The sequence below is a fragment of the Pseudomonas sp. SK3(2021) genome, assembly GCF_016772375.1.
Classification (GTDB): domain Bacteria; phylum Pseudomonadota; class Gammaproteobacteria; order Pseudomonadales; family Pseudomonadaceae; genus Aquipseudomonas; species Aquipseudomonas chlororaphis_I.
This window is the reverse complement of record NZ_CP061943.1, coordinates 2,778,307-2,798,455: the sequence shown is the minus strand read 5'-3', so window position 1 is coordinate 2,798,455 and position 20,149 is coordinate 2,778,307. Positions and strand designations below refer to the sequence as shown.

Here is a 20,149-nt window from a genome sequence, read left to right as displayed (position 1 = left end):
ATGAGTGCGTGATGTTATGAGCCCTATTGCCAACGGCAACATAACTTTCGCGCAGGCAAAACCATCGCGCGAACTAAAATTCCGAAACATGACTGATACCTTAAAGAGAAGTCCCGGGCCTTGAAGCCCGGGACTTTGTTATAACAACTTAAACAACCGTAATACTGCTCTGAACCCAAACATCCTGTTTAGTCAAACCATCAACATAGTGCACATAACTAACACCGTTATCTACGACTTTTTGGCCATCGGCTTTCCAAGAATCGGCGAGATCCAATGTACTGCCTTCAGTCAATTTGAGGCTACCCGTCTTCATCAAATCCTCCCACTTCACGGTAAGAGGTTTCTCCTGCGGATCGGTCTTGGGTTGCAGGCTGACCATCTTCTTCGGATCCAATTTCTGTTCCGAAGCAAAGTTGAACAACGGCAAATCATTTACCTTGTCTGGTGCAGCCTGGTTTTCGTCAAGCGCTGTATCCGCCGTAGGTTCAGGTATCACCAACGGAGTGACAGTCACCTCGTTCAGCGCAGTCACTGTCTTGTAATTGGCAATGTGCACATTAAGTGTCGAAGTTACCGTTTCGCCGTTGTCATGCTTGAGGACATACGTGAAGACATCTTTTTCGTTCAACACATCAAGCTTGAGATCAGGGGTGTAGATAAACTTACCCTCCTTGGACATGTGCAACGTCCCAAACTTACCCTTGATCTCCCGGGTATAACTGCTGCCCATGTTCGTATCATTGACCTTGATCACCTTGACCGCGTCGATACTTTGGCCATTGTCATCACGCAACAGATCACCGGCCACGGAATAGGCCAGGAGCTTGACCTCAAAGCGCGATTCCACGGTTTTGCCTGATTCGGTCCTGGCTTCATAGCTGAAAACCTCCCGTGCAGTATCAAAGTTTGGGTTTTTTTCCTGCAGGTATTTGTACTCACCGTTAGACTTGATCACCAACTGCCCAAACTCGCCCTTCAGCACGATATCGACCAGATCATTGGTGCTCTCGTCATTGACACTCAGCAGTTTTACGAGTTTTTCGCCATCTTCCAGAACGACCTTGTCATAGATGGTGTTATCCGGATAACCACCCACCAGGGACTCTTTCTGGATGAACACTCCGGTTTGCTTAACCCCTAACCCGAGCGCATCGACATTACTAACATACGCGCGGTATTCCCCTGGCGTTTCAAATGCAATACCGACCCCGGCATTCCAACCAAGGTTCAGTGCGGAAATATTGAAAAAACCGCCCGTACTGTCACTTCTTACATCGCGCCATGCACCATCCACCCATTTTTCTACTCCAAGATTATTCCAGTTACCTACGCCAATAAGGCTCAACGCCGTTGATGTTTCAAACCCGACGGTGGCTTTCTCGTCCTTACCAACAACGAAACCAAATGTTTTCTTAGTAATACCACCACCAACCGCCTTATCGATAAGCCAATTGATCCCGCCAGATCCAATTGTGAGAAAGCTCGCCTTTTCATTGATTTTTTCACCCTTTTTATCAGGATCAATGAACTGCCCGACATTCACATCCGTCACTTGCGACACCAGCTGGAATGGTGCAATCACCGATACCGGCGTCGATAACGACTTGCCATCGCTGGATGCCGAATAGACATCCAGCTTTATGCCTCCCGACACCGTCGGGCTGATCGTCACCTTGTAGTCGCCATTGGTATTGGCAATCGCGGTCTTGCCCAACTGTTTACCCGTGGCATCCTTGATCACGATATTGCTGCCCGGCACCGCTTTACCCGAGACCTCCTTGCCATCAGCACTGATTGACGCATCCAGCACCGGGGCAGGCTGGCCGTTCGCCAGCGGCACGACCAGGACCTTGGGCAGCGACTGTGCCTCACCCAGCTGCGCCACGACCGAGATCAAACTGCCAGGCGCCTGCTTGGCAACATCCACGCTGAACCTGCCGGTGTTATCGGCGTCGACGGTGCCCAGGGCCTTACCGTCCGGGCCCTTGATGGTGACGCTGGCCTTGGCTTTGGTGGTGCCGGTGATTTTGGTCCCCGTGGCGTCTATCTGAGCCTGGAGGTTAAGTGGCGCGGACGTGAATTCCGGTACTTGCACAAAGGCCGGTACGGACTCGATCCCCTTGCCCTGGGCGGTAACCGCCAGGGTCGTCTCGGCGTCCTGTTTGGGAATCGTGACTGCAAAGGTCCCGTCTGGCCGGACCACACCCGAGCCGATGTCTTCATTCTCAGCGTTCTTGACCCGAATAATCTCTCCTGGCTGCCCCTTGCCTGTAACCGTCGACTTGGACCCGGCTGCATTGACGATCGCCACTTCGGTCGGTGTATTGGAGGCGACATAAGGGGTCATCACCGTTTCCGAGTCAGACTCCTTGCCACCGTGCTGCAAGGCAACATTCAGCAGTTGCCCGCCTTGCTGAGGAGCGATGCTCGCCTCAAAGCTGCCATCGGGCTTGACGATACCCTTGCCGATAATGCTCGTGCCATCCGCGGCCTTGACCAGCACCACCGCACCCGGCGCGCCCTTGCCCAGCACCTTGGTACCGGTTGCATCGACACTCAAGTCGAACGGCTTGGGCGGCTTGCTGTCGGCGACCATCGGTGTCGCCAGTTGCGTCGGCAACGAGGTTTTCTTCCCGTCTGTCGCCGTCAGCTCAAGCAGCGAGCCACCGGGTTGCGCGACGATATTGGCCGAGAAATAACCACTCACATCAACCTTGAAAGTACCCAGGTCCTGGCCCGTCTCCTTGTTAATGATCTTGACGTCAAGGCCGGGCTTGGCCTTGCCCAGGATACGAGTGCCACTCGGGCTGATGCTCTCCACGATAGGTGCCAGTGGGCGATCCTTGTCGACCGCCGGCGCGGTGACCTTCACCTCGGGTGAAACCTTGCCTTCGTGAGAGGCGCTCAGGCGCAGGGACGCACCGCTTTGCGGCGGGGTCTTCAAGGCAATCACGGCCACGCCGTCCTTGCCTACGACACCACTGTTCAACAGCGCCCCACTGGCATCCTTGACCAGAATGATATCCCCCGGCTTGCCCTTGGCGGTGATTCTGCCGTCGTTGCCGAAGGCCGCGTCTCGCGGTGCCAGTACCGGGACAGTGAGCGGGGCCGGGGCCGAGCTTTCCTTGCCCACCCGGAGCACGCCAACCAGCGCCTCGCTGCTGGCAATGGAAGGCAAGGTGATGTTGCCCTTGCCCTGCGCATTGAGCTGTACGCTGGCGGTGCTGCCGTCCGGCAACTTGATGTCGATCTTCGCCAGGGGGGTGCCCTCAACGGCAACCTTGCCGGTGAGCGCATCCACCGCCCCAAAGATGGGTGGCAACAGAGGGACGCTGACCGCGACCGACGCCGCCGAGGTCTCCTGGCCCTGGGTCTGCACGGCAGACACATTCTGCCCGCCCGCAACGGTCGGAACCTGAAGCACGCCCTTGCCCTGATTGTCCAGTATCACAGGCAGGCCTATGGCCTTGCCTGTACTGTCTTTCAATTGCACTCTCGCACCCGGCTTGCCGATGGCCTCGACCTTGCCGGTCTGCGGATCGACGTCACCCAGCACTGGCGCCAACAGTGGCAACTTGGTCGTGGCCGAAGGCAGTGACGCCTCGCCGTTGACCTTCTGCACCGCGCTGATGGCCTGCCCGCTCATCGTCTGTGGAATCTGTACCTGGGCCTTGCCCTGGTCATCCAGAACTACTGGCGCGCCAATCGGCTTGCCCGCGCTGTCCTGCAACTGCACGCTGGCGCCAGGCTTGCCGCTGATGTCGAGTTTGCCGGTTTGTGGGTCGACAGGCCCCAGGGTTGGCTTCAGTGGCGCGATGGCGACCAATGTGCTGGCCGCCGACGTGACTCCGTTGAACGTCTGGCTCGCCTTGACGCTCTCGCCGCCCATACTGGCGGGCACGCTGATGGCGCCCTTGCCTTGCGCATCCAGGACCACGGCTACGCCGACGGGCTTGCCATCCTTGTCCTGCAACTGCGCGGTCGCCCCCGGTTTGCCAACGACCGAGAGTTTCTCGGTCTGGCGGTCAAACGCTCCCACTTCTATCGTGAACAACGGAATATCCACACGCTCGGCAGGCGACACCTTGCCTTCATGCTTGACCACCGCGCTAAGCGTCTCGCCGCTCAGGGCCTGGGAAAGCACAAGCGAGCCCACCCCATCCCCATCGAGCGTGACCTGCGCCACCGCGACACCGGCCGGGTTGCGGAACTCGACCGTGGCGTTCTCCATGCCCAGGACATCCAGAGTGCCGTTGCCGGCCAGGGTCAGGTCCGGACCGAACAATGGCACCTCATACTCCATATAGGCTTGCGGGTCCAAGACTTTGACATCGGCCATTTTCTTGAGGGCCAGCGGGGTCTCGTCAGTAAAAGTCGCGCGCGCGGCCACCAAGGGCACCGCTATATCCGTGTGGTAGACGTTAATTTTCTGCATGGAGGCGTTCGCCGGCAGCCTGACCGTTGCATTGCCGTCGCTGTCAAAAGTCCCCTTGGCATAAATCGGTTTACCACTCGACTTCGTAATCTCGAAAGTAGCCCCCGGCTTACCGATCAGAGTGGCCATCTTCGTAGTAGCATCGATAGGCCCCATAATCGGAGTCAGAAGAGGAATCTTTATGGTTGCCGGAGCAGACTCCAGATTGTTGGCCGCCTGGGTCAGGGTAAAATCTTGATCGCTCCATTTCGGCGAGAGGACAATCGTCGCCTTGCCTTGTGCATCCAGGGCCACAGCCCCCCCCATCGGCTTGCCGCTCGGGTCTTTCAACTGCACGGTCGCGCCTGGCTTGCCCTGCACCTCCAACAGGTTATTTTTTTTATCGACCGTACCTACTGGCTTGAGCAGCGGTACATCGGTCGAGGCAACTGGCGACTGCTTGTCGCCGACCTTGACCACCACGCCGACCGGTTCGCCACCCACACTTTGCGGCAGCTGGAGCACGCCCTGGCCTTTCTCGTCCAGGACCACGGCATCGCCAACCGGCTTGCCGTCCTTGTCCTGCAACTGCACGGAGGCACCCGGCTTGCCCGTGACAGGCAACTCGCCTTTGTCGGCATCGACCGCGCCCAGAATCGGCTTGAGCAATGGAATTTCAACCGTCGAGACCGGTGACGTCTGGCCATTGGCCTTGGCCACCAAGCCAACTTCCTGCCCGACAACCCCTTGCGGCAGCTGGATCACGCCCTGGCCTTTTTCGTCCAGGGTCACCGGCGCGCCCAGCGGCTTGCCGTCCTTGTCCTGCAACTGCACGATGGCACCCGGTTTACCCGTGACAGGCAGTTGTTCTTTGTCGGAATCAACCACCCCCGGCAGCGGCTTGAGCAACGGCACATCGACCGTCGCGGCTGGCGACGTCTTGTCACCCTCCTGGACCACCAGGCTGACCGGCTCGCCGCCCACGCTTTGTGGCAGCTGGATCACACCCTGGCCGTTATCATCCAGGGTCACGGCGTCGCCAACCGGCTTGCCGTCCTTGTCTTGCAGTTGCACTTTCGCGCCGGGCTTGCCGCTGACCGGCAGTTCACCCTTATCGGCATCGACCACGCCCAGGACCGGCTTGAGCAGCGGAACGGTAACCGCGGCGGATGGCAGCGATTCGGCGCCATTGACCGTCTGCACAGCCGAAACGGCCTGACCGCTGGCGGTCGTTGGAACCTGGACCTCGCCTTTGCCTTGCGCATCCAAGGTCACAGGCTCACCCACCGGTTTGCCCGTGCTGTCCTGCAACTGCACGGTCGCGTCCGGCTTACCGACAACCTCAACCTTGCCAGTCTGTGGATCGACCGCGCCCAGGGTTGGTTTCAGTGGTGGCACGGCAATGGTCGCGGCTGGTGAGGTCTTGTCACCGTCCTTGACCACCACACCCACCGATTCTCCACCCACACCCTGCGGCAGTTGGATAACACCCTGGCCCTTATCGTCCAGGGTCACGGCATCGCCAACCGGCTTGCCGTCCTTGTCTTGCAGTTGCACTTTCGCGCCGGGCTTGCCGCTGACCGGCAGTTCACCCTTATCGGCATCGACCACGCCCAAGACCGGCTTGAGCAGCGGAACGGTAACCGCGGCGGACGGCAGCGACTCGACGCCTTCGACCGTCTGCACGGCAGAAACGGCCTGACCGCTGGCGGTCGGCGGAACCTGGACTTGAGCTTTGCCCTCACCGTCCAGCTTCACAGGTTCGCCCACCGGCTTGCCTGCCGCATCTTTGAGCTGCACGGTCGCGTCCGGCTTACCGACAACCTCAACCTTGCCAGTCTGTGGATCGACCGCGCCCAGGGTTGGTTTCAGTGGTGGCACGGCAACGGTCGCGGCTGGCGAGGTCTTGTCACCGTCCTTGACCACCACACCCACCGATTCTCCACCCACACTCTGCGGCAGTTGGATAACACCCTGGCCCTTATCGTCCAGGGTCACGGCATCGCCAACCGGCTTGCCGTCCTTGTCTTGCAGTTGCACTTTCGCGCCGGGCTTGCCGCTGACCGGCAGTTCACCCTTATCGGCATCGACCGCGCCCAGAACCGGCTTGAGCAGCGGAACGGTAACCGCGGCGGACGGCAACGATTCGGCGCCATTGACTGTCTGCACAGCGGAAACGGCCTGGCCACTGACGGTCGTCGGAATCTGCACCTCGCCTTTTCCTTGCGCATCCAAGGTCACAGGCTCACCCACCGGTTTGCCCGTGCTGTCTTTCAATTGCACGGTGGCACCCGGCTTACCGCTGACTTCGACCTTGCCAGTCTGTGGATCCACCGCACCCAGAGTCGGTTTCAATGGCGGTACGGTCGCGGTCGCGGCTGGCGACTGCTCGTTACCAGACTTGGCCACCACGCTGACCGACTCGCCGCCCACGCTTTGTGGCAGCTGGATCACGCCCTGGCCCTTCTCATCCAGGACCACGGCTTCGCCAACCGGCTTGCCGTCCTTGTCCTGCAATTGCACGGTCGCACCGGGCTTGCCGCTGACCGGCAACTCGTTCTTGTCGGCATCGACCGCGCCCAGAACCGGCTTGAGCAGCGGAACGGTAACCGCGGCGGACGGCAACGATTCGGCGCCATTGACTGTCTGCACAGCGGAAACGGCCTGGCCACTGACGGTCGTCGGAATCTGCACCTCGCCTTTTCCTTGCGCATCCAACGTCACAGGCTCACCCACCGGTTTGCCCGTGCTGTCCTGCAACTGCACGGTCGCGTCCGGCTTACCGCTGACTTCGACCTTGCCAGTCTGTGGATCGACCGCGCCCAGGGTCGGTTTCAGTGGTGGCACGGCAATGGTCGCGGCTGGCGAGGTCTTGTCACCGTCCTTGACCACCACACCCACCGATTCTCCACCCACACCTTGCGGCAGTTGGATAACACCCTGGCCCTTATCGTCCAGGGTCACGGCATCGCCAACCGGCTTGCCGTCCTTGTCCTGCAATTGCACGGTCGCACCGGGCTTGCCGCTGACCGGCAACTCGTTCTTGTCGGCATCGACCGCGCCCAGAACCGGCTTAAGCAGCGGAACGGTAACTGCGGCGGACGGCAGCGACTCGGTGCCATTGACCGTCTGCACGGCCGAAACGGCCTGACCGCTGGCGGTCGTTGGAACCTGGACCTCGCCTTTGCCTTGCGCGTTCAACGTCACAGGCTCACCCACCGGTTTGCCCGTGCTGTCTTTCAATTGCACGGTGGCACCCGGCTTACCGCTGACTTCGACCTTGCCAGTCTGTGGATCCACCGCACCCAGAGTCGGTTTCAATGGCGGTACGGTCGCGGTCGCGGCTGGCGACTGCTCGTTACCAGACTTGGCCACCACGCTGACCGACTCGCCGCCCACGCTTTGTGGCAGCTGGATCACGCCCTGGCCCTTCTCATCCAGGACCACGGCTTCGCCAACCGGCTTGCCGTCCTTGTCCTGCAATTGCACGGTCGCACCGGGCTTGCCGCTGACCGGCAACTCGTTCTTGTCGGCATCGACCGCGCCCAGAACCGGCTTGAGCAGCGGAACGGTAACCGCGGCGGATGGCAACGAATCAGCGCCATTGACTGTCTGTACCGCAGAAACGGCCTGACCGCTGGCGGTCGTTGGAACCTGGATCTCGCCTTTGCCTTGTTCGTTCAAGGTCACAGGCTCGCCCACCGGCTTGCCCGTGCTGTCCTGCAACTGCACGGTCGCGTCCGGCTTACCGACAACCTCAACCTTGCCAGTCTGTGGATCAACCGCGCCCAGGGTTGGTTTCAGTGGTGGCACGGCAATGGTCGCGGCTGGCGAGGTCTTGTCACCGTCCTTGACCACCACACCCACCGATTCTCCACCCACACCCTGCGGCAGTTGGATAACACCCTGGCCCTTATCGTCCAGGGTCACGGCATCGCCAACCGGCTTGCCGTCCTTGTCCTGCAATTGCACGGTCGCACCGGGCTTGCCGCTGACCGGCAATTCGTTCTTGTCGGCATCGACCGCGCCCAATACGGGCTTGAGCAATGGCACCTCGACCATCGCGGCTGGCGATTGTTGACCATCGTCCTTGGCCACCACCCCCACCGACTCACCGCCGACACCTTGTGGCAGCTTGATAACACCTTGCCCCTTCTCGTCCAGGACCACGGCTTCGCCAACCGGCTTGCCATCCTTGTCCTGCAGTTGCACGGTGGAACCCGGTTTACCGGTGACCGGCAGTTCACCCTTGTCGGCATCGACAGTACCCAATACGGGCTTGAGCAGCGGCACCTCGACCGTCGCGACCGGCGACTCCTTGCCATCCGCTTCGGCCACGATACCGATCGACTCGCCACCCACGTCCTGCGGCAGCTTGATAACACCTTGCCCCTTTTCATCCAGGACCACGGCTTCGCCGACCGGCTTGCCGTCCTTGTCCTGCAACTGCACGGTCGCACCGGGCTTACCAGTCACCGGCAGCTCGCCTTTGTCGGCATCGACAGCTCCCAAGACCGGCTTGAGTAGCGGAACGGTAACCGCAGCGGACGGCAGCGATTCGGTGCCATTGTCGCTCTGCACTGCAGAAACGCTCTGGCTGCTGGCCGTTGGCGGGACCTGAATCTGACCTTTACCCTGCTCGTTCAAGATCACAGGCTCCCCTACCGGTTTGCCCGTACTGTCTTTGAGCTGCACGCTCGCACCGGGCTTACCACTGACCTCAACCTTGCCGGTCTGCTCATTGACCGCGCCCAAGGTCGGCTTGAGCAGTGGAACATTGGCCGCCACAGATGGCAGCGACTCGGTGTCCCCTACTTTCTGTACAGCAGTCACCGCCTGGCCGCTGGCCGTCGTCGGGATCTGGATCTCGCCTTTGCCTTGCGCGCTCAAAGTCACGGGCTCGCCGACTGGTTTGCCTGTAGCGTCTTTGAGCTGTACGGAGGCACCCGGCTTGCCGCTGACTTCGACCTTACCAGTTTGCAAATCGACCGTGCTCAGGGTTGGTTTCAGCAAGGGAACCTCAGCGGCCGCCGATGGCAACGACTCCACGCCATTGACCGTCTGCACAGCAGAAACTGACTGACCACTGGCGATCGTCGGAATCTGCACCTCGCCTTTTCCTTGCGCATCCAACGTCACAGGCTCACCCACCGGTTTGCCCGTGCTGTCTTTCAATTGCACGGTGGCACCCGGCTTACCGCTGACTTCGACCTTGCCAGTCTGTGGATCCACCGCACCCAGAGTCGGTTTCAATGGCGGTACGGTCGCGGTCGCGGCTGGCGACTGCTCGTTACCAGACTTGGCCACCACGCTGACCGACTCGCCGCCCACGCTTTGTGGCAGCTGGATCACGCCCTGGCCCTTCTCATCCAGGACCACGGCTTCGCCAACCGGCTTGCCGTCCTTGTCCTGCAATTGCACGGTCGCACCGGGCTTGCCGCTGACCGGCAGCTCGTTCTTGTCGGCATCGACCGCGCCCAGGACCGGCTTGAGCAGCGGAACGGTAACCGCGGCGGATGGCAACGAATCAGCGCCGTTCACTGTCTGTACCGCAGAAATGGCCTGGCCACTGGTGGTCGTTGGAACCTGGATCTCGCCTTTACCTTGTTCGTTCAAGGTCACAGGCTCGCCCACCGGCTTGCCTGCCGCATCTTTTAACTGCACGGTCGCGCCCGGCTTGCCGCTGACTTCGACCTTGCCAGTCTGTGGATCCACTGCACCCAGAGTCGGTTTCAATGGCGGTACGACAACGGTCGCAGCTGGCGACTGCTCGTCGCCGGCCTTGGCCACCACGCTGGTCGACTCGCCACTCGCCCCTTGCGGCAGCTTGATCACGCCCTGGCCTTTCTCGTCCAGGACCACGGCTTCGCCAACCGGCTTGCCATCCTTGTCCTGCAGTTGCACGGTGGAACCCGGTTTACCGGTGACCGGCAGTTCGCCTTTTTCGGCGTCGACCACACCCGGCAACGGCTTGAGCAGCGGCAGCTCGACCTCCGCGGCCGGCGATTGTTTATCATCGTCCTTGGCCACGATGCTGACCGATTCGCCACCCACGTCCTGCGGCAGCTTGATCACGCCCTGGCCTTTCTCATCCAGGACCACGGCTTCGCCAACCGGCTTGCCATCCTTGTCCTGCAGTTGCACGGTGGAACCCGGCTTACCGGTGACCGGCAGTTCGCCTTTTTCGGCATCGACCACACCCGGCAACGGCTTGAGCAGCGGCAGCTCGACCTCCGCGGCCGGCGACTGTTGACCGTCGTCCTTGGCCACGATGCTGACCGATTCGCCACCCACGTCCTGCGGCAGCTTGATCACGCCCTGGCCTTTCTCATCCAGGACCACGGCTTCGCCAACCGGCTTGCCATCCTTGTCCTGCAGTTGCACGGTGGAACCCGGCTTACCGGTGACCGGCAGTTCGCCTTTTTCGGCGTCGACCACACCCGGCAACGGCTTGAGCAGTGGCACCTCGACCTCCGCGGCCGGCGACTGTTGACCGTCGTCCTTGGCCACGATGCTGACCGATTCGCCACCCACGTCCTGCGGCAGCTTGATCACGCCCTGGCCTTTCTCGTCCAGGACCACGGCTTCGCCAACCGGCTTGCCATCCTTGTCCTGCAGTTGCACGGTGGAACCCGGCTTACCGCTGACCGACAGTTCGCCTTTTTCGGCATCGACCACACCCGGCGAAGGTTTGAGCAACGGGACCTCAACCGCAGCAGACGGCAGCGACTCAACGCCATCCACCTTCTGCACCGCGGAAATGGCTTGGCCACTGACCGTTGACGGGACCTGGATCTCGCCCTTGCCTTGTTCGTTCAAGGTCACAGGCTCGCCCACCGGCTTGCCTGCCGCATCTTTCAGTTGCACGATAGCGCCCGGCTTGCCGGTGACTTCAACCTTGCCAGTTTGTGGATCGACCGCACCCAGAGTCGGTTTCAATGGCGGTACGGCAACGGTCGTGGCCGGCGACTGCTGATCGCCAGCCTTGGCTACCACGCTGACCGACTCCCCCCCGACGCTTTGCGGCAGCTTGATAACACCTTGCCCCTTCTCGTCCAGGACTACGGCTTCGCCGACCGGCTTGCCGTTCTTGTCCTGCAATTGCACGGTCGCACCGGGCTTGCCGCTGACCGGCAGTTCGTTCTTGTCGGCATCGACCGCGCCCAGAACCGGCTTGAGCAGCGGAACGGTAACTGCGGCGGACGGCAGCGACTCGGTGCCATTGACCGTCTGCACGGCCGAAACGGCCTGACCGCTGGCGGTCGTTGGAACCTGGACCTCACCTTTGCCTTGCGCGTTCAACGTCACAGGCTCACCCACCGGTTTGCCTGCCGCATCTTTCAGTTGCACGATCGCGCCCGGCTTGCCGGTGACTTCAACCTTGCCAGTCTGTGGATCCACCGCACCCAGAGTCGGTTTCAATGGCGGTACGGTCGCGGTCGCGGCTGGCGACTGCTCGTTACCAGACTTGGCCACTACGCTGACCGACTCGCCGCCCACGCTTTGCGGCAGCTTGATCACGCCCTGGCCTTTATCGTCCAGAACCACGGCTTCGCCAACCGGCTTGCCATCCTTGTCCTGCAATTGCACGGTCGCACCGGGCTTGCCGCTGACCGGCAGCTCATTCTTGTCGGCATCGACCGCGCCCAGGACTGGCTTGAGCAGCGGAACGGTAACCGCGGCGGACGGCAACGAATCAGCGCCATTGACTGTCTGTGCCGCAGAAACGGCCTGACCGCTGGCGGTCGTTGGAACCTGGATCTCGCCTTTACCTTGTTCGTTCAAGGTCACAGGCTCGCCCACCGGCTTGCCTGCCGCATCTTTTAACTGCACGGTCGCGCCCGGCTTGCCGCTGACTTCGACCTTGCCAGTCTGTGGATCCACTGCACCCAGAGTCGGTTTCAATGGCGGTACGACAACGGTCGCAGCTGGCGACTGCTCGTCGCCGGCCTTGGCCACCACGCTGGTCGACTCGCCACTCGCCCCTTGCGGCAGCTTGATCACGCCCTGGCCTTTCTCGTCCAGGACCACGGCTTCGCCAACCGGCTTGCCATCCTTGTCCTGCAGTTGCACGGTGGAACCCGGCTTACCGGTGACCGGCAGTTCGCCTTTTTCGGCATCGACCACACCCGGCAACGGCTTGAGCAGTGGCACTTCGACCTTCGCGGCCGGCGACTGTTGACCGTCGTCCTTGGCCACGATGCTGACCGATTCGCCACCCACCTCCTGCGGCAGCTTGATCACGCCCTGGCCTTTCTCGTCCAGGACCACGGCTTCGCCAACCGGCTTGCCATCCTTGTCCTGCAGTTGCACGGTGGAACCCGGCTTACCGGTGACCGGCAGTTCGCCTTTTTCGGCATCGACCACACCCGGCAACGGCTTGAGCAGTGGCACTTCGACCTTCGCGGCCGGCGACTGTTGACCGTCGTCCTTGGCCACGATGCTGACCGATTCGCCACCCACATCCTGCGGCAGCTTGATCACGCCCTGGCCTTTCTCATCCAGAACCACGGCTTCGCCAACCGGCTTGCCATCCTTGTCCTGCAGTTGCACGGTGGAACCCGGCTTACCGGTGACCGGCAGTTCGCCTTTTTCGGCATCGACCACACCCGGCAACGGCTTGAGCAGTGGCACTTCGACCTTCGCGGCCGGCGACTGTTGACCGTCGTCCTTGGCCACGATGCTGACCGATTCGCCACCCACCTCCTGCGGCAGCTTGATCACGCCCTGGCCTTTCTCGTCCAGGACCACGGCTTCGCCAACCGGCTTGCCATCCTTGTCCTGCAGTTGCACGGTGGAACCCGGCTTACCGGTGACCGGCAGTTCGCCTTTTTCGGCATCGACCACACCCGGCAACGGCTTGAGCAGTGGCACTTCGACCTTCGCGGCCGGCGACTGTTGACCGTCGTCCTTGGCCACGATGCTGACCGATTCGCCACCCACATCCTGCGGCAGCTTGATCACGCCCTGGCCTTTCTCATCCAGAACCACGGCTTCGCCAACCGGCTTGCCATCCTTGTCCTGCAGTTGCACGGTGGAACCCGGCTTACCGGTGACCGGCAGTTCGCCTTTTTCGGCGTCGACCACACCCGGCAACGGCTTGAGCAGCGGCAGCTCGACCTCCGCGGCCGGCGATTGTTTATCATCGTCCTTGGCCACGATGCTGACCGATTCGCCACCCACATCCTGCGGCAGCTTGATCACGCCCTGGCCTTTCTCGTCCAGGACCACGGCTTCGCCAACCGGCTTGCCATCCTTGTCCTGCAGTTGCACGGTGGAACCCGGCTTACCGGTGACCGGCAGTTCGCCTTTTTCGGCATCGACCACACCCGGCAACGGCTTGAGCAGTGGCACTTCGACCTTCGCGGCCGGCGACTGTTGACCGTCGTCCTTGGCCACGATGCTGACCGATTCGCCACCCACATCCTGCGGCAGCTTGATCACGCCCTGGCCTTTCTCATCCAGAACCACGGCTTCGCCAACCGGCTTGCCATCCTTGTCCTGCAGTTGCACGGTGGAACCCGGCTTACCGGTGACCGGCAGTTCGCCTTTTTCGGCGTCGACCACACCCGGCAACGGCTTGAGCAGCGGCAGCTCGACCTCCGCGGCCGGCGATTGTTTATCATCGTCCTTGGCCACGATGCTGACCGATTCGCCACCCACATCCTGCGGCAGCTTGATCACGCCCTGGCCTTTATCGTCCAGGACCACGGCTTCGCCAACCGGCTTGCCATCCTTGTCCTGCAGTTGCACGGTGGAGCCCGGCTTACCGGTGACCGGCAGTTCGCCTTTTTCGGCGTCGACCACACCCGGCAACGGCTTGAGCAGCGGCAGCTCGACCTCCGCGGCCGGCGATTGTTTATCATCGTCCTTGGCCACGATGCTGACCGATTCGCCACCCACGTCCTGCGGCAGCTTGATCACGCCCTGGCCTTTATCGTCCAGGACCACGGCTTCGCCAACCGGCTTGCCATCCTTGTCCTGCAGTTGCACGGTGGAGCCCGGCTTACCGGTGACCGGCAGTTCGCCTTTTTCGGCGTCGACCACACCCGGCAACGGCTTGAGCAGCGGCAGCTCGACCTCCGCGGCCGGCGATTGTTTATCATCGTCCTTGGCCACGATGCTGACCGATTCGCCACCCACATCCTGCGGCAGCTTGATCACGCCCTGGCCTTTCTCATCCAGAACCACGGCTTCGCCAACCGGCTTGCCATCCTTGTCCTGCAGTTGCACGGTGGAACCCGGCTTACCGGTGACCGGCAGTTCGCCTTTTTCGGCGTCGACCACACCCGGCAACGGCTTGAGCAGTGGCACCTCGACCTCCGCGGCCGGCGACTGTTGACCGTCGTCCTTGGCCACGATGCTGACCGATTCGCCACCCACCTCCTGCGGCAGCTTGATCACGCCCTGGCCTTTATCGTCCAGAACCACGGCTTCGCCAACCGGCTTGCCATCCTTGTCCTGCAGTTGCACGGTGGAGCCCGGCTTACCGGTGACCGGCAGTTCGCCTTTTTCGGCGTCGACCACACCCGGCAACGGCTTGAGCAGCGGCAGCTCGACCTCCGCGGCCGGCGATTGTTTATCATCGTCCTTGGCCACGATGCTGACCGATTCGCCACCCATGTCCTGCGGCAGCTTGATCACGCCCTGGCCTTTCTCATCCAGAACCACGGCTTCGCCAACCGGCTTGCCATCCTTGTCCTGCAGTTGCACGGTGGAACCCGGTTTACCGGTGACCGGCAGTTCGCCTTTTTCGGCGTCGACCACACCCGGCAACGGCTTGAGCAGCGGCAGCTCGACCTCCGCGGCCGGCGATTGTTTATCATCGTCCTTGGCCACGATGCTGACCGATTCGCCACCCACATCCTGCGGCAGCTTGATCACGCCCTGGCCTTTATCGTCCAGGACCACGGCTTCGCCAACCGGCTTGCCATCCTTGTCCTGCAGTTGCACGGTGGAGCCCGGCTTACCGGTGACCGGCAGTTCGCCTTTTTCGGCGTCGACCACACCCGGCAACGGCTTGAGCAGCGGCAGCTCGACCTCCGCGGCCGGCGATTGTTTATCATCGTCCTTGGCCACGATGCTGACCGATTCGCCACCCACATCCTGCGGCAGCTTGATCACGCCCTGGCCTTTATCGTCCAGGACCACGGCTTCGCCAACCGGCTTGCCATCCTTGTCCTGCAGTTGCACGGTGGAGCCCGGCTTACCGGTGACCGGCAGTTCGCCTTTTTCGGCGTCGACCACACCCGGCAACGGCTTGAGCAGCGGCAGCTCGACCTCCGCGGCCGGCGATTGTTTATCATCGTCCTTGGCCACGATGCTGACCGATTCGCCACCCATGTCCTGCGGCAGCTTGATCACGCCCTGGCCTTTCTCATCCAGAACCACGGCTTCGCCAACCGGCTTGCCATCCTTGTCCTGCAGTTGCACGGTGGAACCCGGTTTACCGGTGACCGGCAGTTCGCCTTTTTCGGCGTCGACCACACCCGGCAACGGCTTGAGCAGCGGCAGCTCGACCTCCGCGGCCGGCGATTGTTTATCATCGTCCTTGGCCACGATGCTGACCGATTCGCCACCCACATCCTGCGGCAGCTTGATCACGCCCTGGCCTTTATCGTCCAGGACCACGGCTTCGCCAACCGGCTTGCCATCCTTGTCCTGCAGTTGCACGGTGGAGCCCGGCTTACCGGTGACCGGCAGTTCGCCTTTTTCGGCGTCGACCACACCCGGCAACGGCTTGAGCAGCGGCAGCTCGACCTCCGCGGCCGGCGATTGTTTATCATCGTCCTTGGCCACGATGCTGACCGATTCGCCACCCATGTCCTGCGGCAGCTTGATCACGCCCTGGCCTTTCTCATCCAGAACCACGGCTTCGCCAACCGGCTTGCCATCCTTGTCCTGCAGTTGCACGGTGGAACCCGGCTTACCGCTGACCGACAGTTCGCCTTTTTCGGCATCGACCACACCCGGCGAAGGTTTGAGCAACGGGACCTCAACCGCAGCAGACGGCAGCGACTCAACGCCATCCACCTTCTGCACCGCGGAAATGGCTTGGCCACTGACCGTTGACGGGACCTGGATCTCGCCCTTGCCTTGTTCGTTCAAGGTCACAGGCTCGCCCACCGGCTTGCCTGCCGCATCTTTCAGTTGCACGATAGCGCCCGGCTTGCCGGTGACTTCAACCTTGCCAGTTTGTGGATCGACCGCACCCAGAGTCGGTTTCAATGGCGGTACGGCAACGGTCGTGGCCGGCGACTGCTGATCGCCAGCCTTGGCTACCACGCTGACCGACTCCCCCCCGACGCTTTGCGGCAGCTTGATAACACCTTGCCCCTTCTCGTCCAGGACTACGGCTTCGCCGACCGGCTTGCCGTTCTTGTCCTGCAATTGCACGGTCGCACCGGGCTTGCCGCTGACCGGCAGTTCGTTCTTGTCGGCATCGACCGCGCCCAGAACCGGCTTGAGCAGCGGAACGGTAACTGCGGCGGACGGCAGCGACTCGGTGCCATTGACCGTCTGCACGGCCGAAACGGCCTGACCGCTGGCGGTCGTTGGAACCTGGACCTCACCTTTGCCTTGCGCGTTCAACGTCACAGGCTCACCCACCGGTTTGCCTGCCGCATCTTTCAGTTGCACGATCGCGCCCGGCTTGCCGGTGACTTCAACCTTGCCAGTCTGTGGATCCACCGCACCCAGAGTCGGTTTCAATGGCGGTACGGTCGCGGTCGCGGCTGGCGACTGCTCGTTACCAGACTTGGCCACTACGCTGACCGACTCGCCGCCCACGCTTTGCGGCAGCTTGATCACGCCCTGGCCTTTATCGTCCAGAACCACGGCTTCGCCAACCGGCTTGCCATCCTTGTCCTGCAATTGCACGGTCGCACCGGGCTTGCCGCTGACCGGCAGCTCATTCTTGTCGGCATCGACCGCGCCCAGGACTGGCTTGAGCAGCGGAACGGTAACCGCGGCGGACGGCAACGAATCAGCGCCATTGACCGTTTGCACGGCAGAAACGGCCTGACCGCTGACGGTCGTTGGAACCTGGACCTCACCTTTGCCTTGCGCGTTCAACGTCACAGGCTCACCCACCGGTTTGCCCGTGCTGTCCTGCAACTGCACGGTCGCGTTCGGCTTGCCACTGACCTGGATCTTGCCTGTCTGCGGATCGACCTCACCCAATGCCGGCTTCAGCGTCGGCACAACAACGCTGTCATAAGCCGGAGACTGGTCGCCCTTGGCGGATTGTGTGGCTTGAAGCGTCTCGCCGCTCGATGCCGAAGGTACCTGAATCGAGCCCTGGCCCTTGGCATCCAAAGTGACGGCTTCACCAACCGGCTGGCCGTCCTTGCCCTGCAGTTGCACGCTCGCACCGGGCTTGCCGGTCACAACGATAGTGCCGGTCTGCGGATCAATCGGGCCCAATCCGACGCTGAGCAGAGGAACATCGACATAGGACAAGGGAGACTCCACCCCCTTGTCCTTGACCAGCCCGTTGAGTGTCTCTCCACCCATGGACTGGGACAGAGGTAGTGTCCCCACACCGTCGGCGTCGAGCAGGATACGGCCGACCACCACACCTGCCGGGTCCCGCAGTTCGACCAGGGCGTCAGGCATGCCTAGCACATTCAGCGTGTCGCCGCTGTCATTGACCACCAGGTCCGGAGCCAGCAGCGGCACCTCAACCGCAGGGGAGAATTCCGAGACTCTTACCTCAGGTAACTTGCCGGTGCGGGCCGTGGGCTCGTCCTCGGATAGGCTGCGCTTAAAACGCGAAGTAACCAGGACCGGCTCGGACTGCGCGGCAACAATCTTCTGGCCACTGGCATTGCCCGGCAACTTGACCTTGGCCGTACCCAAGGCGTCAAAAGTACCCGACAGGTAGGGTTTGCCGGTCTGCTCGTTGAATATCTGGAAGCTCGCGGCGGGCTTGCCCTCGACCACGACCTCCCGCGTCTGCTGGTCGACTTCACCCAGGGTGGGAGTCAACAGAGGAATAGTCATCTGCGTCGCCACGGACTCAAGCCCTTTGGCGGACTGGGTCATCGAAATGTTTTTATCGCTCAGGCCGGGCGCAAGGTCGACATAGGATTCGCCTTGATCATCCAGGAGGACTGGTGCCCCCATGGCTCTACCCTGCTCATCCTTCAACTGAACAAGCGCATCGGGCTTGCCCAGAATCTGCAGGAAATTGTCCTTGGCATTGACAATGCCAAACACTGGCGCGAGCAACGGCAGATCAATCACCGAAACCGGTGACTGCTGGTCACCGACCTTGGCCACCACCCCAACCGACTCACCGCTCACCTCCTGAGGCAGCTTGATCACGCCCTGACCCTGCTCATCCAGGGTCACGGCCTCGCCCAGCGGCTTGCCGGTGCTGTCTTGCAATTGCACCGTGGAACCGGGCTTACCACTGACCGGCAATTCGCCACTCTGGCTATCGGCAACCCCAAGGCTCGGCTTGAGCAGCGGAACATCGCCGACCGAGGCTGGCGATTCCTGACCTGCCGACTGGACCACCACACCAACCGATTCTCCACCCACGCCTTGCGGCAGCTTGATCACACCCTGGCCTTCGCCATCCAGGGTCACGGCGTCGCCGACCGGCTTGCCGTTCTTGTCCTGCAACTGCACGGTGGCACCCGGCTTGCCAGTGACCGGCAGCTCATTGTTGTCGACATCGACTGCGCCCAAGAGCGGCTTTAGCAACGGAACGTTGACCGCGGCAGATGGCAGCGACTCGGCGCCATTGATCGTCTGCACGGCAGAAACACTTTGCCCACTAGCGGTCGACGGGATCTGAATCTCACCTTTGCCCTGCCCGTTCAAGGTCACAGGCTCACCCACCGGTTTGCCTGCCGCATCTTTGAGTTGCACGGTCGCGCCCGGCTTGCCGCTGACCTCGACCTTGCCGGTCTGTGGATCGACCGCGCCCAGGTTCGGTTTCAGTGGTGGCACGGCAATGGTCGCAGCTGGCGACTGCTGGCCGCCAGACTGGGCCACCACCCCCACGGACTCACCACCCACTCCCTGCGGCAGCTGGATCACGCCCTGCCCGTTACCATCCAGGGTCACGGCGTCGCCAATCGGCTTGCCATCCTTGTCCTGCAGTTGCACGGTTGCACCCGGCTTGCCGGTCACCGGCAGCTCGCCCTTGCCGGCATCGACGGTGCCCAGACCAGGCTTGAGCAATGGGATGTCGACCGTCGTGGCCGCAGACTCCTTGCCATCGGCCTTAGCCACGACAGTGACCGATTCACCGCCCACGCTCTGTGGCAGCTTGATCACGCCCTGCCCGTTGCCATCCAGGGTCACGGCGTCGCCAATCGGCTTGCCGTCCTTGTCCAGCACCTGCACGCTGGAACCCGGTTTGCCGCTGACCGACAGTTCACCTTTGTCCAAATCGATCGAGCCGATATTCGGCTTCGAGAGCGGCAGGAACACGGCAGACGATGGAGCGGACTCCACGCCATCGAGTTTCTGTGTCGCGGTAATACTCTGGTTACTAGCGGTGGCCGGTATCTGCACCTGCGCGTGACCATCACTGCCAATGACCTGCATGGCAACCGGCTGACCATTCTGGCCTTTGACTTCAACCACTGCGCCGGGCCGTCCTTCGACCGTCAGCTTGCCTGTCTGGGCATCGAACTTCAGTACCGGGGCAGCCAGGGTTTTCACCTCGGCGCTGGGAGAGCCATGGGAATGACCACCGCCATCACTCTTCGTCAC

At 61.8% G+C, this 20,149-nt stretch carries 1 protein-coding gene; it reads right to left on the bottom strand.

What is annotated here, in order from left to right; translation table 11 throughout:
• Positions 1–148: 148 nt before the first annotated feature.
• Positions 149–20,149, bottom strand: a complete 20,001-nt coding sequence (locus IF690_RS12645; protein WP_252189551.1) for an Ig-like domain-containing protein — start codon at positions 20,147–20,149, stop codon at positions 149–151.